This is a genomic window from Vreelandella indica, from assembly GCF_037070225.1.
Classification (GTDB): domain Bacteria; phylum Pseudomonadota; class Gammaproteobacteria; order Pseudomonadales; family Halomonadaceae; genus Vreelandella; species Vreelandella arctica.
Genome location: NZ_JBANSO010000016.1, coordinates 24,742 through 51,404, shown reverse-complemented (window position 1 = coordinate 51,404; position 26,663 = coordinate 24,742). Strand labels below are relative to the sequence as shown.

The following is a 26,663-nucleotide window of genomic DNA, read 5'->3' as shown; positions in this document are numbered from 1 at the left end:
TTAGAACGGCATCTTAAAGCCGGGCGGAAGGTTCAAGCCAGCGGTCGCTGCTTCCATTTTTTCTTTAGAGCTAACTTCCAATTTACGCACCGCATCGTTGACTGCCGCGGCTAGCAAATCTTCCAAAAGCTCTTTGTCTTCTTCCATAACGCTGGGGTCAATGGTCACTTTTGATACGTCATGTCGACCATTCATCGTGACCTTAACCATACCGGCACCCGCCTCGCCCTGCACTTCGGCTTTGGCGACCTCTTCCTGGGCTTGCTGCATTTTTTCCTGCATCTCTTGGGCTTGTTTCATCAAGTTGCCCATTCCACCTTTAAGCATGGTCTAATCTCCAACGTGGTTAAAAGATAGGTCGCTATTGCAATGATATGTGAGACAGCTTAGCGCATTTCATCGGCTGGCTTAACGCTGGATTCTATCAGCTTTGCTCCAAACGCCTGCTGTAATTTCTGTACATGGGGGTCGTGATTGAGTAGATCAACCGCCTGGGCATGACGCTCGTGATTAAGACGCTCTTCGCGCTGCCGGGGTGTTTCCAGGCTATTAGACAACTCAGCCACGTAAAACGCTATTCGCCGCGGCATGCCCTGCTCTTTCAGCGCCCGCTCAATACGTGTTTGGTGCACCTCCGCCTGCATGGCCTCCTGGCTAGGATCCAGGCGAAGGGTCAACAGCGTGCCATCATCACTCTCGACCAGACAGTTGCCTGCTAGATTTCGCGTCAAACCGCCCAACCCGAGTGCATCAAAGCATTGCAACCATTTTGCGTTGTCCAGCCTACCAGCCGGGGCCACCGAAGCAGGTTCCTCCTGCGCAGGAGCAGGATCAGCTGTCAACTCGGGCGCTGGCGGCGAAACCGGTTCCGGCGCTGTTGTTGATTCCGCGACAGGCGCTGGCTCAACCATAGCCGCTGGCTCGGGGCCTTGATCAGGCGCGCCAACCTCGGACGGTGGTGTTTCATTCTCGACAACCCAAGGGGGTGGCTCTTGTAACGGTGCCTCCTCTTCAGCGACAGGTAGGGCTTGGGGCTCGGCTTGGGGCTCGGCTTGGGGCTCGGCTTGGGGTTCTGGCTGCGCTTCTGGCGTGGACTGCTCTTCTGGAATGGTCTGAATGTCAGGCGTTGTTTTCGTTTCTGGCGTGGGCGCTGATGAAACCGTGGCCGGCGCGGGAACGTGAGTATTCGTTTCTGACGCTGCCTCACCTGTAGGCTCGCGACGCAGGGGCAGCGGTGTACGCGGCGGTTTCGGTACGCCTTGAGGACGAAACGCCAGCATGCGCAGCAGCGTCATCTCCAGGGCGCTGCGCAGATCCGGCGCGTGCACCATATCCCCACGGCCCTGAATACCGATTTGGTAATAGAGCTGAATATCCTCGGCGGTAAAGCGGCTCGCTAGCTGCAGGATAACATCACGGTCACCGTGGCTGTTATCGACAGCATCTGGCACCATTTGCGCCACCGCCAAGCGGTGCAGAATGCTGGAAAACTCATCCAGCACCGCGGCAAAATCAGGGCCTTGTTCTGCCAACTCAGCTACTTCGGCCAGTAAGCGCTGCACATCCACATCGGCCAGGGCTTCTGCTAGCCCAAGAATATGACGATGATCCAAGGTGCCCAGCATGGCAGCCACATCCGCATGGCGAACCGCCCCCTGGCCAAACGCGATGGCTTGGTCGGTCAGGCTCATGGCATCGCGCATTGAACCTTCGGCCGCTTTACCCAGCAGCCACAACGCGCTCTCATCAAATGCAACGCCCTCTTCCCCTAGTACGTAAGTGAGGTGCTCCACTACGCGCTCAGGCGGCATATGTTTGAGGGTAAATTGCAGGCAGCGCGAGAGTACCGTCGGCGGCAACTTTTGCGGATCGGTGGTCGCTAGCAGGAATTTAACGTGAGGGGGCGGCTCTTCCAGCGTTTTCAGCAGCGCATTAAAGCTGCTGGTGGAGAGCATGTGCACCTCATCAATCAGGTACACCTTGTAGCGCCCTTGGGTCGGCGCGTACTGAACGTTATCGAGTAGCTCGCGGGTATCTTCCACCTTGGTTCGAGAGGCTGCATCGACCTCAATCAGATCAACAAAGCGTCCTTCATCAATAGCTTGGCAGCTATCGCACTGCCCACAGGGGGTAGAGGTAATGCCTTCATCACCACGCCCGTTGGCCGTGCAATTCAAACATTTGGCGAGTATGCGCGCCAAGGTGGTTTTACCCACCCCACGGGTACCTGTAAAAAGATACGCATGATGTAAACGCCCCTGGTCAAGGGCATTTACCAAGGCGCGTTGAACATGGGCCTGACCAACGAGTTCGTGGAATGTGCGGGGTCGCCACTTGCGGGCCAGAACCTGATAGCTCATGAAGCTGTACTTCCTTCAGCGGGCTAACTTACCTCGCGCTGAAGACAGCGCAAGGTAAGTGCCACGGTGCATAACAATGTGTCATTCTAGCGGTTGCACCATAGCCCGCCAACCGCTTAGGGCGGAGTGCTCAACAACACTTAAGCGTTGTCACCACCCTCTGCAGCACCAGCGCGCTCGGCAGCTGCTTTCACCAGTTTTTCCAGCTCACCGTTCTGATGCATTTCCACCACGATGTCACAGCCACCGACTAACTCGCCTTCTACCCATAACTGAGGAAATGTCGGCCAGTTAGCAATCTTTGGCAGTTCCGCGCGAATGTCCGGGTTATCCAGAACATTAACGAATGCAAAGCGCTCACCGCAGCTCATCAAGGCTTGCACGGTCTGGGCGGAAAACCCGCACTGTGGCAACTGTGGCGACCCTTTCATGAAAATAAGGATCGGGTTTTCGCTGATTTGACGCTGAATGTTTTCGGCGGTAGTGCTCATACTATTTCCTCGCTTATTGATGACCGATGCTTAACTACTCCGTTGCTTAGCTACGTAGCACTTAAATCTAGCATTTGAACGTAGCACTAGAACAAGTACCTGAGTAGAGCGCTCGGCTTTAACGTGTGGGTCTATTCTACGCATGCCATTCGCGTTGCGCATCCCCTGCTGCATAGCTAGGATAGTGTTTTTGCGCGGAGAGAAGCCCTTATGGCGACACGCCATTTCCTAACGCTGTTGGATTTGACCCCGGATGAGCTGGATTATTTGATCCAGCGCGCCATTACCATCAAGACCAACCTTAAAGCCCAAGGCCCTGTTTATACACCCTTACCCAACCGCACCCTGGCGATGATCTTTGAAAAATCGTCAACACGTACGCGAGTTTCATTCGAAACGGGTATGGCACAGCTTGGTGGTCACGCGCTATTTCTCTCCCCTCGCGACACCCAACTAGGCCGCGGCGAGCCGATCGAAGATACCGCTCGCGTACTGTCGGAAATGGTCGATGCGGTAATGATCCGCACCTTCTCCCACGCAGGCCTGGAGACCTACGCCAGCGCCAGCAGCGTGTCGGTTATTAACGCTCTGAGTGATGACTATCACCCCTGCCAGTTGCTAGCCGACGTAATGACCTGGACCGAGCTACGCGGCAGTGTAAAGGGACGCACGGCAGTATGGATTGGTGATGGCAATAACATGTGCCACTCCTGGATCAATGCGGCCCGTCAGTTCGGTTTTCATTTGCGCATATGCTGCCCGAAAGGCTACGAGCCACGCGCCGACATCATGGCGGCCGCTGGTGACCAGATAACATTGCTGCATGACCCGCAAGCAGCGGTCAAAGACGCCGACCTGATCACCACCGATGTCTGGGCCTCCATGGGCCAAGAAGAAGAACAGGCCAAACGTGAGGCGGATTTCGCTGGCTTCCAGGTAACCGAAGCGATGCTTGATCAGGCGAATCAAGAGGTGCTGTTCCTGCACTGCCTGCCAGCACACCGCGGCGAAGAGATCAGCCAGACGCTGCTTGATGACCCCCGCGCCGTTGTTTGGCAGGAAGCCGGTAACCGCCTACATGCACAAAAAGCGCTGATCGAGTTCTTACTGCTGGGCAGGGTTGCTGAGTAATCTTTACTGGAGACGAAAAAAAGCCTCGTTTAATCAACGAGGCTTTTTTCTATAATCTTGATAAATATTATCAGGATTATATTTAATTTTGGTGGAGCCTAGCGGGATCGAACCGCTGACCTCAACACTGCCAGTGTTGCGCTCTCCCAGCTGAGCTAAGGCCCCACATGCTGCTCTTTTCGACAGCGAGGCGGATACTACGATGAACATTTACCTCGGTCAAGTTTTTGAACCACCAGCGTTGACTAATTCTCCTTTGTCGCCAGCTGTGGCACTCTATATGTCGTTAGCAGGATATGTAGTCAGCAATATAAAGTAGCGTACAAGGCCAACGCCTGAGCCCATGATGTTTCCATGCAGGAGCGTATCCATTGATCAGTGTACTTATCGCCGATGATCATCATTTAGTAAGAACCAGTATTGCGCACCTGCTAAACGAAGAGTGTGACATTAAAATTGTGGGCGAGGTCGACGACGGTGAAAATGCAGTGACACAGTGTCGCCATTTGAAGCCCGACATCGTGCTAATGGATATCCGCATGCCGGGCATCGGCGGACTGGAAGCGACACGCCGCATTCACCGCACAATGGAGGACGTCAAAGTATTGATCCTGACCGCGCACATGGAAGACAGCGTACTGCGTCGCATGTTGGAAGCTGGTGCCTCAGGATTTTTAAGCAAAGGTGCAGACGCAATAGAGATGACCGACGCCATACGCCAAGTATTTCATGGTCGGCGCTATGTCAGTCAGGAAATTGCGCAACGCTTAGCCCTTTCACACTTTACTAATGAGGATAATCCGTTTAGCCACCTCTCCCACCGTGAGCTACAGATTGCCCTGATGATTGTTAACTGCCAACGCGTGCAAGACATCTCAGATCGCCTGCACTTAAGCCCTAAAACAGTAAATACCTATCGCTATCGACTGTTTGATAAACTACAGATTGCTACTGACGTTGAGCTCACTCATTTAGCGCTCCGCCACGGGTTAGTCGAGGGGTTTGACGCCGCCCAGATATAACTCAATTTCCCCTGCTGTTATCGGGTACCGACACGCTGATATGACCTTTGATGCAAAACAATTTCTAAGCTCGGTAAGTACCTCTCCTGGTGTTTATCGCATGCTTGATGAACAAAGCAACACGCTCTATGTGGGCAAAGCAAAACGCTTAAAAGCGCGCCTTGCCAGCTATTTTCGTGGCCAGCTGAATACTAAAACCCAGGCCATGGTCGGACGCATCGCCGACGTCCAGGTCACCGTGACGCGCACTGAAACTGAAGCCCTGCTGCTCGAACAGACGCTGATCAAGCAACTGCGTCCGCCCTACAACATTTTGTTGCGCGATGATAAGTCCTACCCCTTTGTCTTTGTCACCGACCGTCACCCTTACCCGGCACTTGAGTATAAACGCGCTCGTCAACGTAGCGATGACGGTCGCTATTTAGGCCCTTACCCCAGCAGTGGTGCGGTACGGGAAAGCCTAGCGCTGATGCAAAAAATATTTCATATTCGGAACTGCGAAGACAGCGTGTTTGCGCACCGTTCGCGCCCCTGTTTGCAGTATCAAATTCAGCGCTGTAGCGCTCCTTGCGTCGACTATATCTCCGCCGAGGATTACCAGCGCGATGTTGAACATGCGGTGATGTGTTTGGAAGGCAAAAGCGAAAATGTCACCCAAGAATTGATGGAGGCAATGGAAGCGGCCAGCCAAGCGCTGAACTTTGAGGAAGCCGCTCGCCTACGCGATCAAGTTCAGCAGCTGCGACAGCTTCAGCAGCGTCAGTTTGTCGATACAGGCGGTGGTGATGCAGATATTTTTGCCTTGGCACAGCGACCCGGCGCGCTAGGCGTTTCTGTTCTCAGTGTTCGCGACGGACGCCTGCTGGGGGCACGCCATCACACGCCAAAAAACGACCTCGATCTCCCGCTAGAGACACTGCTCACTGAAGTGGTTAGCCAATATTATTTTGGCCAACCGCATAACGTTCCTAGCGAAGTCATTACCAGCCACCCACTCGACGATAGTGAGCTGATTGCCGAAGCGTTGACGCAGCAGGCGGGTAAACGCATCCGCGTCACCAGCCAAGTCCGCGGCCACCGCGCCCAGTGGCAACAGCTTGCGATTACTAACGCGGAGCAGCAATTGGCATCGCAGCTTGCCAATCAAACGCAACTTACTCAGCGCTTTACCGCGCTACAAAAAGCACTCGGCTTGGAAGAAACGCCTCAACGCCTGGAGTGCTTTGATATCAGTCACAGCCATGGCGAAGCGACGGTTGCTTCTTGCGTGGTGTTTGATCATCAAGGCCCACGTAAAAGCGACTACCGCCATTTCCGCATTGAAGGGGTGGCCGCAGGTGATGATTACGCCGCCATGCAACAAGCGCTCACACGGCGCCTTAAACGGGTGAAAAGTGGTGAAGCGGTAGCCCCCGACATATTGATCGTTGACGGTGGCAAAGGGCAGCTCAACATGGCACGTGAGGTGTTTAAAACGCTTGAGATCACCAATATCATTCTATTGGGCGTCGCCAAAGGCACCACGCGTAAAGCGGGGCTTGAAAGCCTATTTTTGGAAACAGCGGACAATCCGCTTGATTTGGATCCGGCCTCACCGGCCCTGCATTTAATCCAACACATTCGCGATGAGTCTCACCGTTTTGCCATTGCTGGCCACCGCGCCCAGCGCGATAAAGCGAGACGTACTTCGACACTTCAGGATATTCCGGGCATCGGCCCCAAGCGCAGGCGTGAGCTGCTGCGCTTCTTTGGCGGCCTGCAGGGGGTGCAAAAGGCTAGCCGCGATGAACTCGCCCGCGTTCCAGGTATTAATGCCTCGCTAGCCGAGAGCATTTACCGGGCGCTCAATGGATAAACCGCCTCTTGGCATAGATGCTATCGGCCAAGGGGGATAGAATAAGCGCCAGACACTTCGAATCCTCTGATTTTCCGGCAAGGATCGCACCCTGCGATGAATATACCCAACATACTGACACTGGCGAGAATCGCCTTTATTCCGCTGCTAGTGGTGCTGTTTTATCTGCCCTTCAGTTGGAGCATGCCTATAGCGGCTGGCCTATTTGCGTTAGCGTCCGTCACCGACTGGCTGGATGGCTATTTAGCGCGGCGCTGGAATCAGTCAACGCCATTTGGCGCTTTTCTAGATCCAGTGGCCGACAAACTTATGGTCGTCGTGGCCCTGGCGCTATTAATAGAGCGCTATGACACACTGGTACTCACGCTCCCAGCACTGGTGATTATTGGTCGTGAAATTGTCATTTCGGCGCTGCGTGAATGGATGGCCGAAATGGGCAAGCGTGGCATGGTGGCCGTGTCCTGGGTGGGCAAATTGAAAACAACACTACAAATGGTGTCACTGCTAATCTTGCTGGCGCTTCCACCAGCGCACGAATTTGCGCTGTTAGGAATTATGGTGCTCTATGCCGCTGCTATTCTCACGTTATGGTCCATGATTCAGTACTTGAAAGCCGCCTGGCCACATCTTAGCCGCTCAATGTAAGCTGCTGATAAGTAAATAATGAACACGCGCCAATTCATTGATTGACAAGCTGGCGGTGATCCGTATAATTCGCCCTCGAGTCGAGCGGGAATAGCTCAGTGGTAGAGCATCGCCTTGCCAAGGCGAGGGTCGGGAGTTCGAATCTCCTTTCCCGCTCCAAAGCGAAATTGAAGACGAGGTCGTAAGCTGGAACGCCAGCCCGGTCGAATCTACTTTCTCGCTTCAACGACTTTTGAGGCTGGATGGCAGAGTGGTTATGCAGCGGACTGCAACTCCGTGTACGCCGGTTCGATTCCGACTCCAGCCTCCATCTTTGTGTAGCAGTGATGTTTAAGTAGCACGAAACAGCATTGCGATGTGATTTTTGTGATGTATAGCCCGGATGGCGAAATCGGTAGACGCAAGAGACTTAAAATCTCTCGGGGGCAACCCCGTGCCGGTTCAAGTCCGGCTCCGGGCACCACTTCTTGTTTTATCTTTCCACAGTTATAAACTGTAACTCCCCCCCTTTTTCTGTTCTCTTTTTTACGCTGTAGTTTGCCGCCTTTTTTGTGTCCAAACATCGCTAAACGCTCATCGTCACGCTATGATGCCTGCCGTTTAATGGTTAGCGCTAAGCGGACTAGTCATATCTAAGATATACAAGCTTTTGGTCGGCATGATGAAAGGAGCGGGCACTATGAGCACGCCAATATCCGATGTACTTATCATTGGCGGTGGCGTCGCAGGGCTAACCCTTGCTCTGGAAATGGCTGATCATCAAACAGTCACCTTAGTTCGCCCCGCTCAAGACGACCAAGGCGCCAGCCGCTGGGCACAAGGCGGCATTGCTGCAGTACTCTCGCCCGATGACGATCTCGATGCACATATTAACGACACCTTGATCGCAGGCGATGAGTTATGTGATGTCGAGGCGGTTCGCTTTACCGTCACCCACGGCCCTGCTGCTATTCAATGGCTGATTGATAAAGGCGTTCCTTTTACGCCGGAGACCGACCCCGCCGCCCGGTACCCCTATCACCTAACCCGCGAAGGCGGCCACAATGCCCGGCGTATTATCCACGCGGATGATGCCACCGGCCGCGCCGTGGTGGATACACTGTTAAACAACGTGGCGCAGCACCCCAACATTACCCAGCGCAACGACCTCACCGTGGTGGGATTACTGCAGGATGAACAGGGCACCTGCCGCGGCGCCTATGGCAGCGATACCAACCAGCAGTGGCACTCGCTCATTGCGCGTCATACTGTATTAGCGACCGGCGGGGCCAGTGGTCTTTACCGTCACACCACCACGCCAGCCCCTAGCAGCGGCGAAGGCATGATGATGGCTGCCGAACTAGGCGCTAGTTTGATGAACCTTGAGTTTCAGCAGTTTCACCCGACCTGCCTCTTTGATCCGGAAGGCCCGGCGTTCTTGATTAGCGAAGCGGTTCGCGGTGAAGGCGGTCATTTGCTCAATGAAGATGGACAGCGCTTTATGCTGGCGCTGGATCAACGCGCAGAGCTTGCCCCCCGCGATGTAGTGGCCCGTGCTATTGACGCCGAAATACAGCATGGCACGCTGGGCCATGTGTGGCTGGATATTCGCCATTTAGGTAAGCAGGCAATTCACCACCATTTCCCCACCATTCTGGCCCATTGCGCCTCGCGCGGCATTGATATTACCCAGCAAGCTATTCCGGTAGTACCAGCGGCACACTATAGCTGCGGCGGTGTCGCAACCAACTTACAAGGCGCCACTCATGTCATGAACCTATATGCCATTGGCGAAACGGCCTGCACGGGCCTACATGGTGCCAACCGGATGGCCAGCAATTCATTGCTAGAATGCCTAGTGTTTGCACGCAGTTGTGCTCGTGCTCTACTGGCCCAAGATGACCGCACACCCGTAGAGAAATTTCAGCCCCCTGCCTTCCCAGCAACAGCCCCTTTACCCACAGTATTGCTTAGCGATATCCGCCAACGCATGCGGGCCATCATGAGCCAGCATGTCTCCATCGTGCGTAACGCGACAGGGCTAAATACGGCTCAAAAGCAGCTGAAGGCACTGTTAAATTCGCTGGAAGAAGTAGAAAGCGCATTAGCAGCCCCGGAAGGTAAACGCTTACATCAAGCCCTGCAGTTAGCACGTCTAACGGTACTTGCGGCTCAACAGCGGCATGAGTCGCGTGGCTTGCACTACACCACGGATTGGCCACAGCAGCAGCCGATAGCCGCTGCTTCGACACTGACTTTGCAAGATTTAGAAAAAAGGGGCTAGATCACAGCACTATCGGCCGGGGCGATGAAATAACTTGCGCACTTCGCGCAATTGTTCAGAAGGAGCGCTATCAGGCCATAACCAAACACGCTGCTTACCAACATAAAGCCCTATTAACCAGGGGCCTAAATAGTCGCAGCGCACTTGATACTCCTTATTGTTAAGCGCGTTCAGCGGCTGGTCGTTCTCAGCAGGCAGCTGCTCGCACGGCAACCAGCGGCCATAAAACAGCGAGGCTGTTGATATCAAAGAGAGCACTCCTGTCGGCTGGCGCTGATAACCACGCCACACAAGAGCACCGCCAACCACGGCTACAGCCATTCCTGCTGGCTTACCCCCAACCCAGTAGCTAAGCCCCGCTATTCCAATCAACAGACAGCACTGCGTTAACCGCCACTGCCTAGAGGGTACGATAGGCAGAATTATCGGTGGTTTCAGCATGTTCCACTATCATTTGTACGATACGCCGCTGGCTGGGTTCTTCAGGCCACTCTCGATGCATTAGCCAGACAAACAGGTCCTGGTCTTCACCTTCAATTAGCTGCTGATAGGCCAGTTGATCCGCTTCGCTAATATGATCAAAACGCTGTTCAAGAAACGGAATTAGCAGAAGGTCTAGCTCCCACATACCGCGACGCGAGTGCCAATAAAGCCGTTTGCGCAAAATGGCTGCAGGGGAATTGTCGTCGTTCAACGTCAGCCGCTCCGATTAAATAAATGAAGCACCAGTATACCTAAGCTGTGGGGTCGCGCCAGCGCCCTCCTTCGCCTATGCTATTAATCAGTCTAGAACCTTGTTTTATCTGAATTGTTTTATACTGAATTGAGCAGTATGCTGAATTTGATGTGAGTGAGGCCGAGAGCGCATCAAGGCCTTCAATGTTCGCAGGGAGCTAACCGATGACTAAATCTGAATTAATCGAACAAATTGCGATGCGTCAGCCGGAATTGTCCGCCAAAGATGTTGAAACAGCGGTGCGTATTATCCTGGACGACATGACGGATTCTCTCGCCAGTGGTGGTCGCGTTGAGATCCGTGGCTTCGGTAGCTTTTCTTTGCACTACCGGGAACCGCGCGTAGGGCGTAACCCAAAAACAGGCGATGCGGTTGATCTTGAAGGCAAATATGTGCCGCACTTCAAGCCTGGGAAAGAGCTACGTGAACAGGTAGACGCTAGTCGCGCACTCGGCTATTAAGGGCGGCTATTGCGTTATCCGACCTTCTGCGGGATGACGTCGTCGCTTGAGTCGTACACAATAGCGCTACCGTGAACGTCACAGACTAGGAAACTCACATGCGTTGGATCAAAGGGCTTATTCTGGCCGTTATTTTGCTGATAGTAGTGCTCGTAGGTATTTTGTTTGCCGTTAACAATCAGCAAACGATTGCTTTGAACCTTATTTGGCTGGAACTGCCAGCCGTATCGCTCTCTGTGTGGTTATTGGCGACACTGGTGTTTGGCGTCGTACTGGGCATGCTGGCCATGTTAGGTGTGTATGTCCGCCTAAAAGCAACATTGGCCCGTAGCCAGCGCCATAACAAGCAGCAACGCAAAGAGCTTGATAGCTTGCGCACCCAGGAGTTCAAGGAACTAGCATAAATGCTGGATGTCGCGCTGCTAAGCGTATTGTTGGTCGCTATCGCCATCGGTTATGGCTTGGGCTACCACCAAGCTGGACGCCGTCGACATCGCTCTCAACCGCCCTCAGCGCCCTCACAGGCACTGTCGAGAGATTACTTTGTCGGGCTAAACTATCTCCTTAACGAGCAGCCCGACGAAGCGATCAACACGTTCATCAACGTGCTAGCCGTTAACAGCGATACGGTGGATACTCACATTGCTCTTGGCAAACTTTTTCGCGCCCGTGGCGAGGCGGATAAAGCGGTCAGTATTCACCAAAACCTCTTAGCGCGTCCTGCGCTGTCGCAGCATACCAATGAACAGATCCAGCTGGAGCTTGCCCGGGATTTCATGGCGCTGGGGGTACACGATCGCGCGCAGCGTCTTCTTAACACGCTACTGGAACACAGCAGCGACGATGAACTCCGCTATGCTGCCAAACAGCTATTGGTGGATTTATTAGAGCGTGAAAAGGCTTGGCACCAAGCATTAGAAGTAATTCAACCGCTGTTTAAACAGCACCCAAAGCTGCGGCGCCCTGCCGCGCATTGGCTGTGCGAGCTGGCCATTGAGGAGATCAGCGAAGCCAGTCGAGCGCTTGCTAAAAAGCACCTGAAAAAAGCCCTACAGCTAGATGAAAGTTGCGTTCGCGCCACCTTGCTTTTGGCTGAATTAGAGATGGATAACGGCCACTATGGGCGCGCTATTGGGCGATTAGATAATATCCCGCGCCAGGAGCTAGCCCATATCCCTACTATGCTGCCTGCCCTCAAAAATGCCTATTTGCGTCGTAACGATGAAGCGGGGTTTGAGGCGCACCTTTACCGCCTGCTTGAGCAAGCGCCCTATACCAGCATCATTATTGCGCTAGGCCAGCTCGTGCACCAGCGAGACGGCGTCGACAAAGCCATTGAGCTGGTCGGCGAACGGTTGCGCGCAGCGCCAAGCTTGGGCGGGCTGGATTATTTGATTGACCTGTATATTGAGAGCCAGCGGCTAAACGGAAAATCCTCTCCTGACACGCGCTTATTGCTGCTAAAGCACCACACCGATGCGCTTTTGCTTAATCGTACCCGCCACCGCTGCCGACACTGTGGATTTGCCAGTGATGCGCTCCAGTGGCAATGCCCCAGTTGCCGCTACTGGGGGACTATCAAGCCAGTTATCGGCGTAGAAGGTGAATAGCGACAGTATAAACAGCGCGGTTTATGCAACTGCTAGTTCGGCCTCAATCGCCTCAAGGGCTGCCATAGGGTCTTCGGCCTGAGTAACGGGTCGGCCTATGACTAAATGCGTGCTTCCCGCCTGTATGGCTTGGCTAGGTGTCATAATCCGCTGCTGGTCATTAGTCGCTGCAAAACTAGGGCGAATTCCAGGAGTTACTTTTAAGAACGAATCACCACAAAGTGTTTTAATTCGAGCAGACTCTTGAGCCGAACAGACGACACCGCGTAAGCCGCTCTGCTTCGCCAGCAGCGCTAAGCGCTCTACATGCTCAGCCAGCGGTGCATTAATACCAACATCAGCTAAGTCCTCGGCCTGCATGCTGGTCAATACGGTAACCGCAATTAAATGGGTGGCTAATCCTTGTTGTTCCAGGCGCTGCGTAGCCGCCTCCATCATCCGCTGCCCCCCGCTGGCATGGACATTGACCATCCAAACACCCTGCTCCGCCGCTGCCTGTACGGCGCTGGCAACCGTGTTGGGTATATCATGAAACTTAAGGTCTAAAAACACCTCAAAACCACGTCCATGTAACGCTTCAAGCACGGCGGGGCCACTGCGAGTAAATAACTCTTTACCCACTTTAACGCGGCAGCGGGCAGGGTCAAGCTGATCAGCCATGCACAGCGCCGCATCTAGCGAAGGGTAGTCAAGCGCAATAATGATCGGGGAATCAGTAGCCATATAGTTGCTCCGAATGTAGTTTTTGCCATTATATCAGTCTCTCCCCCCTCCTCGCCCCCTCACGATGTAAGCTATTTGCCATAGGGCTATAGCTAAAAACTTACAATCGCTGTCGTACATCGCTGACATATTCACTTATTAAAAAAAGCTAAGTTGATAGTGCAGCGGCGTTCATAACGCTAAAAGACAATTCAAGCGTATAACATCATCTTCTCTGAACTTCGCGCACTACATCAATGACATCAAACGTTATTAAAAGGATTATCGAGGATGAACATGACTCTTAAAGGAACTTTAGCCGCACTTTTACTTAGCATTAGCTTGGGGCTTTCCAGTGGCGCGCTGGCACAAGAGGTGGCGCCCATCAACGTCAATACCGCCGATGCTGAGCTGCTGGCCGAATTACCGGGCATTGGCCCAAGCCGAGCAGAAGCAATCATTGAAGAGCGCGAAACCAACGGGGCCTTTGAAAGCGCTGAAGACCTTGAACGTGTCAGTGGCATTGGGCCTGCCACCGTCGACCGCATGCGCGATCAAGTAACGTTTGAAGAGTAGTTTAACGGTGCAAACCACCATAACCCGGTAGCGCTTAAGCGCTGCCGGGTATTTTTAGTGAAATGTATTGAGCACCAAGGGCTAAATCATCCACTCATCCATAAATTTGTGTACAGGTAACGCTTCAAGCGTTGGCTGATGGCTGCATAGATCAACAATTTTTTGGCAACGACTTGCTGGAAATCGCATCGCCAAATGTCGCTTAAACTTATCAACTAACAATGGCATACCTTCTTCACGCCGGCGCCGGTGGCCTAACGGATACTCCACCACGGCTTTATCTGTCGCACTACCATCCTTAAAAAAAACCTGCACTGCGTTAGCGATAGAGCGCTTCTCAGGGTCGTGATAATCCGCCGAATATCCCGCGTTTTCCTCTACCACCATCTTGCCCCGCAGCTCATCAATCAGCGGATGAGCCGCGTGAAAACTATCTTCATAATGATCAGCGGTCAGCTCGCCAAAGATAAGCGGCACCGCGGTCATGTACTGCAAGCAGTGGTCGCGGTCCGCTGGGTTAGCGAGCGCCCCGGTTTTGGAAATGATACGGATAGCCGAATCATGAGTGGTCAGCACGATCTTATCAATGTCAGCCAGGCGATCTTTCACCTGAGGATGAAGGACTACCGCAGCTTCACAAGCCGTTTGAGCATGAAACTCAGCAGGGAAAGTGATCTTGAACAGGATATTTTCCATCACATAGCTGCCAAACTCGCGCTGGAAACGCAGCCGACGCTCCGCTTCTGGCTTCAGACTCAAATCTTTATTGGCGTGGCTAAATAGTACATCGTAGAAGCCCCATTGGGGCGCCGACAGCGCGCTGGGAACACCCATTTCACCGCGCAGGGCGATATCCGCCAAGCGCACACCCCGTGAAGTGGCGTCCCCCGCGGCCCAGCTTTTCCGCGAACCTGCGTTGGGCGCATGACGATAAGTTCGCAGGCTCTGACCATCGACCCACGCATGGGAAAGCGCCGACAGCACCTGCTCACGATTGGCGCCCAACAACTTGGCGGCCACCGCAGTAGACGCCACCTTTACTAATACCACGTGATCAAGTCCAACCCGATTAAAGCTGTTTTCCAGCGCCAGTACACCCTGTATTTCATGGGCCATAACCATTGCTTCAAGCACATCACGCATCACAAGCGGTGCTTCACCTTGAGCAACTCGCCGCTGAGAGAGGTGATCGGCTACCGCCAGAATGGCCCCAAGATTATCGGAGGGGTGGCCCCACTCGGCGGCAAGCCAGGTATCGTTATAGTCCAGCCAGCGGATGATACAGCCGATATCCCATGCCGCTTTGACTGGATCAAGACGCAGCGTTGTGCCTGGGACTCGGGCTCCAAACGGCACCACCGTGCCTTCTACTATCGGCCCAAGGTGCTTGGTACACTCCGGAAAGCGTAGTGCCAAGAGCCCACAGCCAAGCGTATCCATCAGGCAGTAACGCGCAGTCTCCAGCGCCTCTTGGGAACCCACCTGATAGTTCAGGACATAATCGGCAATGGCCTGCAGCTCGGGATCGTAATCGGGCCGCTCATTGGCTTCGGATGTGGCAGATGGTCTGGTAGACATAGCGCTCTCTCCTACTGTTGAATCACCTACTCCTCAGTATGGCTCAAGGAACGCGCCCTAAAAGCTGTCCCCAGGAATTCTCACCACTCCTTCCATCAATACCCGGGCACTACGGCTCATCACCGCCTGCTCGATATGCCACCTCCCCTCGATCAAGCTTGCTTCAGCGCCAACCCGCAGGCTGCCAGAAGGGTGTCCAAAAGTGACCGCGTTACGTTGACCGCCACCTCCTGCTGCCAGATTCACCAGCGTGCCTTCAATGGCAGCTGCGGCGGCAATGGCGACGGCGGCCGTGCCCATCATGGCGTGATGCAACTTGCCCATCGAGAGCGCTCGCACCACCAGATCGATATCACAAGCATTCACCCTCTTACCGCTCGAAGAGAGGTAATCCACTGGCGGGCCCACAAACGCCACTTTGGGTGTGTGCTGACGGTTAGCGGCCTCACTGATGTCGCTTATCAGTCCCATTCGTAATGCGCCATGGGCACGAATGGCTTCAAACATCGCAAGTGCTTTACCGTCGCCATTGATGACATCCTGAAGCTCGGTACCCACGTAGCCAATATCATCGGCATTAATGAAGATCGTGGGTATCCCGGCATTGATCAGGGTGGCTTTCAACACTCCCACACCCGGGACATCCAGTTCATCGATTAGGTTGCCAGTGGGGAAGATTGCTCCCTCGCCGTCCGCCGGGTCCTTAAAGGCTACTGGAATCTCAGCCGCGGGAAATGTCACTCCATCCAGCTCAAAACCGCCAGTCTCCTGCACCTGACCATTCACGACAGGCACCTGGGAGACAATGGTTTTCTGAATATTGACCTGCCAGATTCTTACCTCGACGACACCATTTTCTGGAATACGTGATGCATCAACTAGGCCATTGGCTATCGCAAAGGGGCCAACCGCCGCCGATAGGTTGCCGCAGTTGCCGCTCCAATCCACATAGGGCTTGTCGATCGAGACTTGGCCAAACAGGTAATCCACATCGTGTTCGGCTGACTCACTTTTCGACAGAATGACGGTCTTGCTGGTACTTGAGGTCGCCCCGCCCATGCCATCGATCTGTTTTTCGTAAGGGTCGGGGCTGCCGATGACGCGCAGTAGCAACTGATCCCGCGCTACGCCCGGCTGCTGGGCCGCTTCGGGTAGATCGTTGAGCTTAAAAAAAACGCCCTTACTGGTGCCGCCGCGCATATAGGTGGCCGGGATCTTTATCTGCGGCACATGTTTGTTTTGAACTGACTCGCTCATTATTACCACTCCTAAAAATAACCCGGTGCTCTAAGACTGATTCGAAAAGCTAGGTTCGAAAAGCTAGGTTCGAAAAGCTAAAGACACCGGGTTCTCTTGGCCAGATACGGTTTTAAGCTGCCGTCGATTCGAGGAAATCCTGGGCGAAGCGCTGCAGTACGCCACCAGCGGTGTAAATTGACACCTCCTCGGCGGTATCCAAACGGCACTTCATCGCGACGCTCTCGCTGTCTCCGCTTTGGCGGTGGATTACCAGCGTGAGCATTGCCCCTGGCGAAACGGCGCCTTCGACATCGAAGGTTTCGGTGCCATCCAGAGCGAGTGTCATGCGCGTAGTACCCGGTTCAAACTCCAATGGCATCACCCCCATACCGATCAGGTTGGTGCGGTGAATACGCTCAAAGCCTTCAGCGGCAATCGCTTCCACACCTGCCAGGGCCACACCTTTGGCCGCCCAATCCCGCGACGATCCCTGACCGTAATCCGCACCGGCAATAATGATCAGCGGCTGCTTACGCGCCATATAGGTTTCAATCGCTTCCCACATTCGGGTCACTTCGCCTTCGGGCTCTACCCGCGCCAGCGAACCCTGTTTTACCTTGCCATCGGCATCGCGCACCATTTCGTTAAACAGCTTAGGGTTGGCGAAAGTAGCGCGCTGGGCGGTGAGGTGATCGCCGCGGTGCGTCGCGTAGGAGTTAAAGTCTTCTTCCGGCACGCCCATTTTGGCCAGGTACTCACCCGCCGCGCTGTTGAGCTGTATCGCGTTGGAGGGAGAGAGATGGTCGGTCGTGATATTGTCCGGCAGGATTGCCAGTGGGCGCATGCCTTTCAGGGTGCGCTCTTTAGCCATATTACCTTCCCAGTAAGGCGGGCGACGGATATAGGTACTCTGGGGGCGCCAGTCATATAGGGGGCTGACCTGAGCGCGGGCGCTCTTGTCCAAATCGAACATGGGAATATAGGTCTGGCGGAACTGCTCCGGCTTCACCGATGACTTAACGATCGCGTCGATCTCTTCATCCGCTGGCCAGATATCCTTTAACGTGACAGGGTTGCCCGCCTGATCCACGCCCAGGGCATCTTTTTCAATATCAAAGCGAATCGTGCCCGCAATGGCGTAGGCGACCACCAGCGGCGGTGAGGCCAAAAACGCCTGCTGGGCATGGGGATGAATACGGCCATCGAAGTTACGATTACCGGAAAGTACGGCGGTTGCGTAGAGATCGCGCTCGATAATCTCCTGCTGAATTTTTGGTTCCAGCGCTCCGGACATGCCGTTACAGGTGGTGCAGGCGTAAGCCACCACCCCAAAGCCGAGATTTTCCAGCTCGCTCATCAACCCGGCTTCTTCCAGGTACATCTTGACGGTTTTCGAGCCCGGCGCCAGCGACGACTTCACCCACGGCTTACGCAGCAGACCGAGCCGATTGGCGTTACGAGCGATCAGCCCGGCGGCAACCATGTTGCGCGGGTTAGAAGTATTGGTGCAGCTGGTGATAGCGGCAATAATGACGGCACCATCAGGCATTCTGCCCGCCTTCTCCTCTTCCCGCGCTGCCTCAAGCCCTACCGCAATACCGCGCTGTGCCAGTTCTGAAGTGGGCAAGTGTGCATGAGGATTAGACGGCCCTGCCAGAGTGCGGTGTACCGATGAAAGATCAAAAGTCAGCACCCGCTCGTACTCAACCTCGGTCAAACTGTCCGCCCACAGGCCAGTGTGTTTGGCATAGGTTTCCACCAGCGCCACCTGCTCATCTTCACGGCCGGTAATTTTCAGGTAATCGATGGTTTGACCATCGATGTAGAACATCGCCGCAGTCGCGCCGTATTCGGGGGTCATATTCGAAATCGTGGCGCGATCACCCACGGTGAGCGCATCGGCACCTTCGCCGTAAAATTCCAGATAAGCCCCGACGACGCGCTCTTTACGCAGGAACTCGGTAATCGCCAGCACCATATCGGTGCCGGTAATCCCCGGCTGCAGCTTGCCGGTCAGTTCTACGCCGACGATATCCGGTAAGCGCATCATGGAAGCGCGGCCTAACATCACGCTTTCGGCTTCCAGGCCACCCACGCCCACCGAGATAACGCCCAAGGCATCGACCATGGGCGTATGGCTGTCGGTACCCACACAGGTATCCGGATAGGCAATGCCGTCGCGGTTTTGCACCACTGGCGACATCTTCTCCAGATTGATTTGATGCATGATGCCGTTGCCGGGCGGGATTACATCGACGTTCTCGAATGCCGTCTTGGTCCAGTTGATAAAGTGGAAACGGTCATCGTTGCGACGATCTTCAATGGCACGGTTTTTCTCGAAGGCGCCCTCTTCTGAGCCTGCGTGCTCCACCGCCAATGAGTGATCGACAATCAGTTGGGTGGGCACCACCGGGTTGACCTTGGCGGGATCGCCGCCCTTTTCGGCGATGGCGTCACGTAGCCCGGCCAAATCGACCAGTGCGGTTTGGCCGAGGATATCGTGGCAAACGACACGCGCCGGGTACCAAGGAAAATCCAGGTCGCTCTTGCGCTCGATCAGCTGTTTCAGCGCATCGGTGAGCAGTGCTGGATCACAGCGGCGCACCAACTGCTCGGCCAGCACACGCGAGGTATAGGGCAGCTGAGCATAGGCACCGGGCTGGATATCTTCCACCGCCTCGCGAGCATCAAAAAATTCAAGCGCTGTGCCAGGCAGGGGTTTACGGTATTGGGTATTCATAACAGGCAGACTCACAAGAAGGGGCTGAAAAAAGCCCGGTAGCCAAGCCACCGGGCATCACGCAGGTCAGTCTCGCGCTTCTATCGGCACCCACTCGCTCTTCTCGGGGCCGGTGTAATCGGCACTGGGGCGGATGATGCGATTATTGGCGCGCTGCTCAAATACGTGTGCCGCCCAGCCAGTCAGCCGCGAGCAGACAAAAATCGGCGTGAACAGTTTGGTGGGTATATCCATAAAGTGGTATGCGCTGGCGTGGAAGAAGTCCGCGTTACAGAACAGCTTTTTCTCGCGCCACATTACCGCTTCGACCCGCTCGGAAACCGGGTAAAGCACTTTGTCGCCTACGTCGTCGGAGAGCTTCTTGGACCAGTGCTTGATAATCGCGTTGCGCGGATCGGACTCGCGGTAGATCGCATGACCAAAGCCCATGATCTTGTCCTTGCGCTCCAGCATTCCCATGATCTTGCTTTCCGCCTCTTCCGGCGACTGCCAATTCTCGATCATCGCCATGGCCGCTTCATTGGCGCCACCATGCAGCGGGCCGCGCAGCGAACCAATCGCGCCGGTCACGCAGGAATGCATATCCGAAAGCGTTGAGGCGCATACTCGCGCTGTAAAGGTAGAGGCATTGAACTCGTGCTCGGCGTAAAGAATCAGCGAAACGTTCATGACCCGGGCATGCAGTTCAGAAGCAGGTTCGCCGCGCAGCATATGGAGGAAGTGACCGCCTACCGAGTCATCATCCGTCTCAGTATTAATGCGTACGCCGTCATGAGAGAAGCGGTACCAGTAGCAAATAATCGAGGGCAGCACCGCCAGCAGGCGGTCGGCCACGTCCTGCTGCTGATCGAAGTTCTCCTCGGTTTCTAGATTGCCCAGCATTGAGGTGCCGGTGCGCATCACATCCATCGGATGTGCATCTTTAGGAATCTGCTCAAGCACCGTTTTCAACGCATCGGGCAAACCGCGCAGGTTTTTGAGCTTACTGATGTAGTGATCTAATTCGCCCTGGTTGGGCAGCTTGCCTTTTAGCAGCAGGTAAGCAACCTCTTCAAACTTGGCTTTTTCGGCAAGCTCTTTGATATCAAATCCACGGTAGGTCAGGCCTGAGCCGGTTTTGCCTACTGTGCATAGCGCGGTAGAGCCAGCGCTCTGACCACGTAGTCCTGCACCTGTTGCGGGTTTATCAGCCATGGTGTGTCTCCTAACTCTGCTTTTATTTTAAATTGTGTGTTTCATTTAACTTTCGGCAAGGCAGTCTCGGTGACGAGAGCAGGTTTCCGCGAGGGCGCCGTGAACCCATCCCTGGGCGCTACTTTCGACATCTGACCGCCATGGATGGCGGAAATGCCGGAATCGTCAGGAACATTTTCCGGCCCTGTCGAAAGACCCTCGCTTCAACCTGCCCTCTCACCAGTTGGCCTTACTGGTCTTCGCCTTTTTCAGCAAATAATGCATCGAGCTTTTGTTCAAAGTCGTGGTAGTTCAGAAAATCATAGAGCTCATCGCGGGTCTGCATGATAGGCACGACGTCTTTTTGGTGGCCGTTGTCGAGAATGCTTTGATAGACCTGGAGCGCAGCAGCGTTCATAGCGCGGAACGCGGAGAGCGGGTACAGCACCATGCGGCAGCCAACGTCACCCAACTCGGATTGGGTAAACAGCGGAGTAGCGCCGAATTCGGTGATGTTGGCCAAAATGGGCGCGTTGACCCTTTCACAGAAAGCTTTGTAATCATCCAGCGTGTGAACGGCTTCGGCAAAAATAGCATCCGCCCCCGCTTCAACGCAGGCGTTAGCGCGCTCAATAGCCGCATCAAGGCCCTCTTTTTGAAACGCATCGGTGCGGGCAATCAAATAGAAGTCGGGGTCGACCTTGGCATCAGCGGCGGCTTTGATACGGTCGACCATCTCCTGCTGGGTGACAATTGCCTTATTCGGACGGTGCCCACAGCGCTTTTGCGCGACTTGGTCTTCCATATGTACCGCGGCGACACCAGCACGCTGCATCTCTTTCACAGTGCGGGCGATATTGAAAGCACCGCCCCAGCCGGTATCGATATCCACCAGCAGCGGCAGCTCGGTGGCGCCGCAGATACGGTGGGCATCTTCCACCACATCATTCATGGTTGTCATGCCCAGATCCGGCAAGCCAAACGACGCATTGGCAACACCGCCACCAGAAAGGTAAATCGCTTGGTGACCGACTTTCTCGGCCATCAGCGCGGTGTAGGCATTGATGGTGCCAAGGATTGGCAGCGGGCGGTTAGCCTCTAGCGCGGCCCGAAAGCGGGCGCCGGGAGTCATTTGGGACATGGGCGTTTCTCCTGTTACTCATTTCTACTTATGTTTAGTTATGTTTAACGACGACTTAACGATGAGATTCTGATGCTGACTGTTCGAGGGTCGCTGCATAGCGATCCGCCACATTGGCGCGGGAGGCGCTGACATGACGGCGCATCAACAGCTCGGCCAACTCGGCGTCCCCGGCTTCAATGGCGTCCACAATGCGATGGTGCTCCACGAAAGCCCGCTGCGGTCGCGTGCCACTGGCACTGAATTGGGTGCGATAAAGGCGCACGAGATAGTAGAGGTCATCGCAGAGCAGATTCATTAGCATTTTGTTATGGCTGCCCTGAACAATGCAGTAGTGAAAATCGAGATCGCCTTCGCGCTGGTAGTAAGCTTCGCCGCGCTTCAGGTCGGCCTGGCCTTCGTGTAGCGCTAGTACATCGCGCAAACCCTGAACCTCCTCCGGCGACATATGCTCCGCCGCCAGACGCGCCGCCATACTTTCCAGAGCCTCACGCAGGTCAAACAGCTCTAGAAGCTCTTTCATTGAGAGTTGAACCACGCGCGCGCCTACATGAGGAACTCGCTCAATCAGGCGGTGTGCTTCCAGGCGACGCATCGCTTCGCGCAGCGGCCCGCGTGAAATACCATAGGTCTTGGAAAGCCCCGGTTCAGTGATCTTGCTTCCGGGGGCGAGTTCGCCACGCACGATGGCATCCTGCAATTGATGAAATACCCGCTCTGCGAGCGTGCGTACTTCGGGTACAGCCATTTCCGAGGCGGTTGCCTCAGAACCTGCTGTTGCAGAGGAAGCGTTGGCGGCAGTAGACGAGTTAGAAGCGAGTGTTGCCATGATTAATTGTCGACAATTGAAAAGTAAACAAACTCTAGCGTGTGTTATTTGAACCGTCAACTAGCCTAGATAGCCGATTTTGTACGCCTTTCGTTGTACTGATAGGGACAATCAGATCAGCTCTGTCAACAATCAAGCAGTTATTGTTAGGTAACGAGTGGTGGGTTGCGGTTGCATAGCGTTAAATGCGACAGGCGTCTAACACTGGTGTCATTGCCTACGCCCCTCTAAAATGGCTCGCCCTTTACTGGCGAGGCGTTTGTTTAATGATCAAGGCGTTGTCGATGACTTCCCTGCCCTATTCACCCGACCCCTTGGGCGTATTCGCCTGCCTGCGCGCCAGACCCGGCGCGGTGCTGCTCGATAGTGGTCGCCCGATTGCCAATGGCCGCTTTGATATTATCAGCAGCGACCCCCTGGCTACGCTGGAAGTGACGAGCGACGGCAACCCGAGCCTCTCATCTCACCAGTTCAGCCCTCCATCACACCTAGCCAACGATGCGTTTGCGCTGCAGCAGTGGCTATTGGATCAGTTAGATATCCCTAATGAGCCCAGCGAACTCCCTTTTCTTGGCGGTTTGATTGGCTATTGGGGCTACGATTTAGGACGTAAAACCTTATCCATACCTAGCGGTCAAGCGAGCCCGGTCGCACTACCACAAGCCCGTCTAGGACTTTACGATTGGTGTATTACGCTAGATCACGTGGCCCAGCAGGCATGGTTAATTGCCACGCCGGAACGTCGTGACCAGGTAAAAACCTGGCTTGCCACGTCACCAGACCAGCCAGGCACATTTGCACTTAATAATGCCTTTCAGGCCGAGCTTAGCCATGAACAGTACGTCTCGCGCTTTAACGCCGTGCAGCGCTATATACGGGCGGGAGATTGCTATCAGATCAATTTAGCGCAGCGTTTTTATGCCGACTATGAGGGGGATGAGTGGCAAGCGTACCTGCGATTGCGGCAGGCAACGCCCACGCCTTTTTCGGGCTTCATGGCCTGGGGAGATAAAGCCGTTCTCTCACTTTCGCCGGAGCGTTTTATCCAATGCCGCAATAGAGAAGTCGAAACGCGGCCCATCAAAGGCACCCGTCCGCGGGGCGCAACGCCAGAAGAAGATCAGGCGTTAGCGGAACAGCTATTGAGCAGCACTAAAGACCGCGCTGAAAATGTGATGATCGTTGACCTGTTGCGCAATGACTTAGGCCGCGTGTGTAAGCCTGGCTCCATTCGCGTGCCGCAACTGTGCCGCCTGGAGAGCTACCCCAACGTGCACCACCTGGTTAGCGTCGTGCAGGGAACGCTGGCCGATAGCTATACCCCACTGTCACTTCTTGAAGCCGCTTTTCCCGGCGGCTCGATTACCGGCGCGCCCAAGATTCGCGCCATGCAGATCATTGATGAATTAGAGCCCTGCCAGCGCAGCGTCTATTGCGGCAGCTTAGGTTATGTCGATGTACGCGGGAGTATGGATACCTCCATCGCCATTCGCACGATGGTTGCCGAGGCGGGAAGATTGCATGTATGGGGCGGCGGCGGCTTAGTGGCAGACTCTCAAGCGGACGAAGAGTACACCGAAACATTGGATAAGATTCGCCACCTAATTGGCGCCCTGGAATAAGCAATTAAATTTCTATATCTAAAAGGAATATAAAAGCCTAACTAAACGGTATTGGGGCGTCAGGGGTCGGGTTTGATAGCCTAGTCACCATGACTCTACACCCGAACAGGAGGCAGCATGTCCTCAGAGCTTGAAGCGATCAATAACGAATTTGCTAACAACCCGCAGGGTTTGGTTGAGTGGGCTTTAGTCCAGGGCGCGCGGCCTATCTGCACCACTAACTTTCGCCCTTTTGAGGCGGTGATTCTGCACATGGTCAGCCAGGTACGCCCAGATATACCGATTGTTTGGATGGACAGCGGTTACAACACCGAGGCGACCTATCAATTCGCCGACGAGGTGATAAAACAACTCCACCTCAATATCGTCAGCTTTGTGCCCCGTCGTACCCGCGCCCACCGCGAAGCGCTGGACGGCCCCATGCCGGGCATTGACGACCCGCGCCATGCAGCCTTTACTCAGGAAGTGAAACTCGAACCATTCGAGCGTGCGTTGCGTGAAATGCAGCCTGACGTATGGTTTACCGCGCTACGCGCTGAAGACACCCCCGAACGCGCCAAAATGCAGGCGGTTAGCCGCAACAGCGACGGCCTGTTAAAAGTGGCCCCGCTGCTACAGTGGAGCGCTAAAGATATGTATCAGTACCTACAGGCGCATAACCTACCCAACAACTTCGACTACTTTGACCCCACTAAAGTGGAAGAGAAGCGCGAATGCGGGCTGCATTTACAGCACTGATACTCGCCAATAATCAATACTCGGGCAGGTCTAAGTCATCAAACAGCGACTGTTCATGGCGTGGACCTGCTGTTAGCGCTTCATCCACACGGTCACGGGTTAAGTGAGGCGCGAAGCGCTCTAAAAAGTCATACATATAGCCGCGCATAAAAGTACCACGACGAATACCAATCTTGGTCGTGGAGCTGGCAAACAGATGGCTTGCATCCAGTGCTACCAAGTCATCGTCAAGCGTCTCATCCACGGCCATATGCGCCACGATACCCACGCCCATTCCCAGGCGCACGTAGGTTTTTATCACATCGGCATCGGCTGCCGTGAGCACTACGTTAGGCGTTAACCCCTTCGCTTTAAAGGCATCATCTAACTGAGAACGACCAGTAAACCCAAACACATAAGTCACCAACGGATGCTCGCCAAGCGCCTCAAGGGTCAACGGGCCATCATGAGTCGCTAAAGGGTGCCCCTTAGGCACCAGTACGCAGCGGTTCCAGCGATAGCATGGCAGCAGTACCAAATCGGTAAACAGCTCCAGTGACTCGGTGGCGATAGCAAAGTCTGCCTGCCCTTCGCTAACCATCTGTGCAATCTGTTTGGGCGTCCCCTGCTGCATATGCAGGGCTACATCAGGGTATTTCAGCGTGAATTCGCTAATGATCGGTGGTAGCGCGTAACGAGCTTGAGTGTGTGTGGTTGCAATCGACAGGCTGCCACGACGCTCGTCGCTATGCTCCTGGGCAACCTGCTTGATATTATCGGTCAGGCGCAGCACTTGCCCGGCCAGTTCAATAATCGATTGGCCAGCAGGCGTTACTCGCGTTAGGTGCTTGCCGCTGCGGGCAAAAATCTCAACGCCAAGCTCGTCTTCCAATAAACGAATTTGTTTGGAGATCCCCGGTTGTGAGGTAAATAGACTTTGCGCCGTGGCTGAGACGTTCAGGTTATGTCGATTGACTTCCCAGATATAGCGTAGCTGTTGTAGCTTCATATCCTCACCTTATTTATTCTCTAAACAGATCTATGTAGGATGCGCTTTGAAACACATCCTTGCGCAGCTACTACGATGCGTTTGATGGAAATCGGCGCTGGTGCAGCACTTTACAGCACCAGATAGAATAAAAAACAAATGGATAATACTTTTATATTATAAAAAATCTTCCTACCAGCATCCATTAATTTCTGCTATTCAGATAAATCACCACACGGGAAATTTGCCAGCAACCTCCGCGCCCGCTAACATCTGACCACGCTTATCGTGATAGAGATGAGGCGCGGTGAACGAGCGCCAATTGATCGCGTAATGACCGTTGCTCCATTTGAGGCAACGAAACAGTAAGAGCAACGCAAACGGGAGAAGCAAATGGCTAATAATGTTGATGTCACCAACGCCAATTTTGAGCAAGAAGTCCTCAACGCTGAACAGCCTGTGCTAATGAAGTTCTGGGCGCCCTGGTGTGGCCCGTGCAAAGTCATGGCCCCGGTCGTTGATGAAGTAGCTGCAGAGCGTCAGGACAGCCTGAAAGTCGTTAGTGTCAATGTTGACGATGCACCTGAAATTGCTGCCGAGCAAGGCGTACGCGGTGTACCTACCGTGATGCTGTTTAAAGCAGGCACCAAAGTCGCCTCACTGGTTGGCGCGCAATCCAAATCACAACTAACGCAGTTCATCGAACAGAATGCCTGATGACAGCCGTTTAGTACGTGCAATTACCGCCGACGCTGTCGGCGGTAGTGTTATCAATAATCTTTAC

General features: G+C 54.3%; 25 protein-coding genes and 4 tRNA genes. 15 read left to right on the top strand and 14 right to left on the bottom strand.

The window, feature by feature from the left end:
* The 3 genes from V8L71_RS12450 to grxD form a co-directional block, all read right to left on the bottom strand.
* Entirely contained in the window at positions 1 to 327 is a 327-nt protein-coding gene (locus V8L71_RS12450) for a YbaB/EbfC family nucleoid-associated protein (RefSeq protein WP_101147887.1), read from the bottom strand.
* A 59-nt stretch (positions 328 to 386) separates the two neighbouring features.
* Complete coding sequence (gene dnaX / locus V8L71_RS12445) at positions 387 to 2,360, bottom strand: DNA polymerase III subunit gamma/tau (protein WP_336274303.1); 1,974 nt, start codon at positions 2,358 to 2,360, stop codon at positions 387 to 389.
* 140 nt (positions 2,361 to 2,500) lie between these two features.
* Complete coding sequence (gene grxD, locus V8L71_RS12440; RefSeq protein ID WP_008959532.1) at positions 2,501 to 2,851, bottom strand: Grx4 family monothiol glutaredoxin; 351 nt, start codon at positions 2,849 to 2,851, stop codon at positions 2,501 to 2,503.
* A gap of 210 nt (positions 2,852 to 3,061) precedes the next feature.
* Here grxD and argF point away from each other — a divergent pair, with 210 nt between their 5' ends.
* A complete protein-coding gene (gene argF, locus V8L71_RS12435; protein WP_336274302.1) occupies positions 3,062 to 3,982 on the top strand; it encodes an ornithine carbamoyltransferase in 921 nt (306 codons plus the stop codon).
* Between the two features lie 89 nt (positions 3,983 to 4,071).
* Here the strand turns inward: argF and V8L71_RS12430 are convergent.
* Positions 4,072 to 4,147, bottom strand: a tRNA-Ala gene (locus tag V8L71_RS12430).
* Positions 4,148 to 4,353: 206 nt separating this feature from the next.
* Here V8L71_RS12430 and uvrY point away from each other — a divergent pair.
* The 7 genes from uvrY to nadB all read left to right on the top strand — a co-directional run bounded on the left by uvrY (position 4,354) and on the right by nadB (position 9,767).
* On the top strand, positions 4,354 to 5,004 hold the full coding sequence (gene uvrY, locus V8L71_RS12425; RefSeq protein WP_008959534.1) for a UvrY/SirA/GacA family response regulator transcription factor: 651 nt from the start codon (positions 4,354 to 4,356) through the stop codon (positions 5,002 to 5,004).
* A gap of 40 nt (positions 5,005 to 5,044) precedes the next feature.
* Positions 5,045 to 6,859, top strand: a complete 1,815-nt coding sequence (gene uvrC / locus V8L71_RS12420) for an excinuclease ABC subunit UvrC (RefSeq protein WP_176304403.1) — start codon at positions 5,045 to 5,047, stop codon at positions 6,857 to 6,859.
* Positions 6,860 to 6,955: 96 nt separating this feature from the next.
* Positions 6,956 to 7,504 (top strand): CDP-diacylglycerol--glycerol-3-phosphate 3-phosphatidyltransferase, encoded by a 549-nt coding sequence (gene pgsA / locus V8L71_RS12415; protein ID WP_035566621.1) that lies wholly within the window; start codon positions 6,956 to 6,958, stop codon positions 7,502 to 7,504.
* A gap of 84 nt (positions 7,505 to 7,588) precedes the next feature.
* Positions 7,589 to 7,663: transfer RNA gene (locus tag V8L71_RS12410), tRNA-Gly, on the top strand.
* A 77-nt stretch (positions 7,664 to 7,740) separates the two neighbouring features.
* Positions 7,741 to 7,814 (top strand) — tRNA-Cys (locus tag V8L71_RS12405).
* A 66-nt stretch (positions 7,815 to 7,880) separates the two neighbouring features.
* A tRNA-Leu gene (locus V8L71_RS12400) sits at positions 7,881 to 7,967 on the top strand.
* Between the two features lie 216 nt (positions 7,968 to 8,183).
* Positions 8,184 to 9,767 (top strand): L-aspartate oxidase, encoded by a 1,584-nt coding sequence (gene nadB, locus V8L71_RS12395; RefSeq protein ID WP_336274301.1) that lies wholly within the window; start codon positions 8,184 to 8,186, stop codon positions 9,765 to 9,767.
* Between the two features lie 9 nt (positions 9,768 to 9,776).
* On the opposite strand, the gene V8L71_RS12390 is transcribed toward nadB, so the two are convergent.
* Entirely contained in the window at positions 9,777 to 10,208 is a 432-nt protein-coding gene (locus tag V8L71_RS12390) for a hypothetical protein (RefSeq protein ID WP_336274300.1), read from the bottom strand.
* Positions 10,168 to 10,461 carry an FAD assembly factor SdhE gene (locus V8L71_RS12385; protein ID WP_008959539.1) on the bottom strand — a complete coding sequence of 98 codons (294 nt, stop codon included), beginning with the start codon at positions 10,459 to 10,461 and terminating at the stop codon, positions 10,168 to 10,170. Before V8L71_RS12385 ends, V8L71_RS12390 begins: the two co-directional genes overlap by 41 nt.
* Before the next feature lie 206 nt (positions 10,462 to 10,667).
* Here V8L71_RS12385 and V8L71_RS12380 point away from each other — a divergent pair, with 206 nt between their 5' ends.
* The 3 genes from V8L71_RS12380 (at position 10,668) to lapB (ending at position 12,574) form a co-directional block, all read left to right on the top strand.
* A complete protein-coding gene (locus V8L71_RS12380; RefSeq protein ID WP_008959540.1) occupies positions 10,668 to 10,964 on the top strand; it encodes an integration host factor subunit beta in 297 nt (98 codons plus the stop codon).
* A gap of 98 nt (positions 10,965 to 11,062) precedes the next feature.
* Entirely contained in the window at positions 11,063 to 11,368 is a 306-nt protein-coding gene (locus V8L71_RS12375; RefSeq protein WP_035583902.1) for a LapA family protein, read from the top strand.
* Positions 11,369 to 12,574, top strand: a complete 1,206-nt coding sequence (lapB, locus tag V8L71_RS12370; RefSeq protein ID WP_336274299.1) for a lipopolysaccharide assembly protein LapB — start codon at positions 11,369 to 11,371, stop codon at positions 12,572 to 12,574.
* 21 nt (positions 12,575 to 12,595) lie between these two features.
* Here the strand turns inward: lapB and pyrF are convergent, their stop codons facing one another.
* Entirely contained in the window at positions 12,596 to 13,297 is a 702-nt protein-coding gene (gene pyrF / locus V8L71_RS12365) for an orotidine-5'-phosphate decarboxylase (RefSeq protein WP_336274298.1), read from the bottom strand.
* A gap of 270 nt (positions 13,298 to 13,567) precedes the next feature.
* Between pyrF and V8L71_RS12360 the strand changes: the two genes are divergently transcribed.
* Positions 13,568 to 13,852 carry a ComEA family DNA-binding protein gene (locus V8L71_RS12360; RefSeq protein ID WP_176304399.1) on the top strand — a complete coding sequence of 95 codons (285 nt, stop codon included), beginning with the start codon at positions 13,568 to 13,570 and terminating at the stop codon, positions 13,850 to 13,852.
* Between the two features lie 81 nt (positions 13,853 to 13,933).
* Here V8L71_RS12360 and prpD read toward each other — a convergent pair whose 3' ends face one another.
* The 6 genes from prpD to V8L71_RS12330 all read right to left on the bottom strand — a co-directional run bounded on the left by prpD (position 13,934) and on the right by V8L71_RS12330 (position 22,471).
* Positions 13,934 to 15,430, bottom strand: coding sequence for a 2-methylcitrate dehydratase (prpD, locus tag V8L71_RS12355; RefSeq protein WP_336274297.1), 1,497 nt, complete (start codon positions 15,428 to 15,430; stop codon positions 13,934 to 13,936).
* A gap of 57 nt (positions 15,431 to 15,487) precedes the next feature.
* A complete protein-coding gene (gene prpF, locus V8L71_RS12350; protein WP_336274296.1) occupies positions 15,488 to 16,687 on the bottom strand; it encodes a 2-methylaconitate cis-trans isomerase PrpF in 1,200 nt (399 codons plus the stop codon).
* Between the two features lie 112 nt (positions 16,688 to 16,799).
* The gene (gene acnD / locus V8L71_RS12345; RefSeq protein ID WP_336274295.1) at positions 16,800 to 19,409 is read right to left on the bottom strand and encodes a Fe/S-dependent 2-methylisocitrate dehydratase AcnD; all 2,610 of its coding nucleotides are present in this window, start codon (positions 19,407 to 19,409) and stop codon (positions 16,800 to 16,802) included.
* A gap of 66 nt (positions 19,410 to 19,475) precedes the next feature.
* Positions 19,476 to 20,603 (bottom strand): bifunctional 2-methylcitrate synthase/citrate synthase, encoded by a 1,128-nt coding sequence (gene prpC / locus V8L71_RS12340; RefSeq protein WP_336274294.1) that lies wholly within the window; start codon positions 20,601 to 20,603, stop codon positions 19,476 to 19,478.
* 229 nt (positions 20,604 to 20,832) lie between these two features.
* Positions 20,833 to 21,723, bottom strand: a complete 891-nt coding sequence (prpB, locus tag V8L71_RS12335; protein ID WP_336274293.1) for a methylisocitrate lyase — start codon at positions 21,721 to 21,723, stop codon at positions 20,833 to 20,835.
* Positions 21,724 to 21,778: 55 nt separating this feature from the next.
* Positions 21,779 to 22,471 carry a GntR family transcriptional regulator gene (locus V8L71_RS12330; RefSeq protein WP_336274343.1) on the bottom strand — a complete coding sequence of 231 codons (693 nt, stop codon included), beginning with the start codon at positions 22,469 to 22,471 and terminating at the stop codon, positions 21,779 to 21,781.
* Positions 22,472 to 22,818: 347 nt separating this feature from the next.
* On the opposite strand from V8L71_RS12330, the gene pabB reads away from it, so the two are divergent.
* Complete coding sequence (pabB, locus tag V8L71_RS12325; RefSeq protein ID WP_336274292.1) at positions 22,819 to 24,174, top strand: aminodeoxychorismate synthase component I; 1,356 nt, start codon at positions 22,819 to 22,821, stop codon at positions 24,172 to 24,174.
* 117 nt (positions 24,175 to 24,291) lie between these two features.
* On the top strand, positions 24,292 to 24,912 hold the full coding sequence (locus V8L71_RS12320) for a phosphoadenosine phosphosulfate reductase domain-containing protein (protein WP_336274291.1): 621 nt from the start codon (positions 24,292 to 24,294) through the stop codon (positions 24,910 to 24,912).
* A 13-nt stretch (positions 24,913 to 24,925) separates the two neighbouring features.
* On the opposite strand, the gene cysB is transcribed toward V8L71_RS12320, so the two are convergent.
* Entirely contained in the window at positions 24,926 to 25,900 is a 975-nt protein-coding gene (gene cysB / locus V8L71_RS12315) for an HTH-type transcriptional regulator CysB (RefSeq protein WP_336274290.1), read from the bottom strand.
* Between the two features lie 372 nt (positions 25,901 to 26,272).
* Here cysB and trxA point away from each other — a divergent pair, with 372 nt between their 5' ends.
* Positions 26,273 to 26,596: a thioredoxin gene (trxA, locus tag V8L71_RS12310; protein ID WP_008959554.1), complete on the top strand. Its 324-nt coding sequence runs from the start codon at positions 26,273 to 26,275 to the stop codon at positions 26,594 to 26,596.
* Positions 26,597 to 26,663 lie beyond the last annotated feature (67 nt).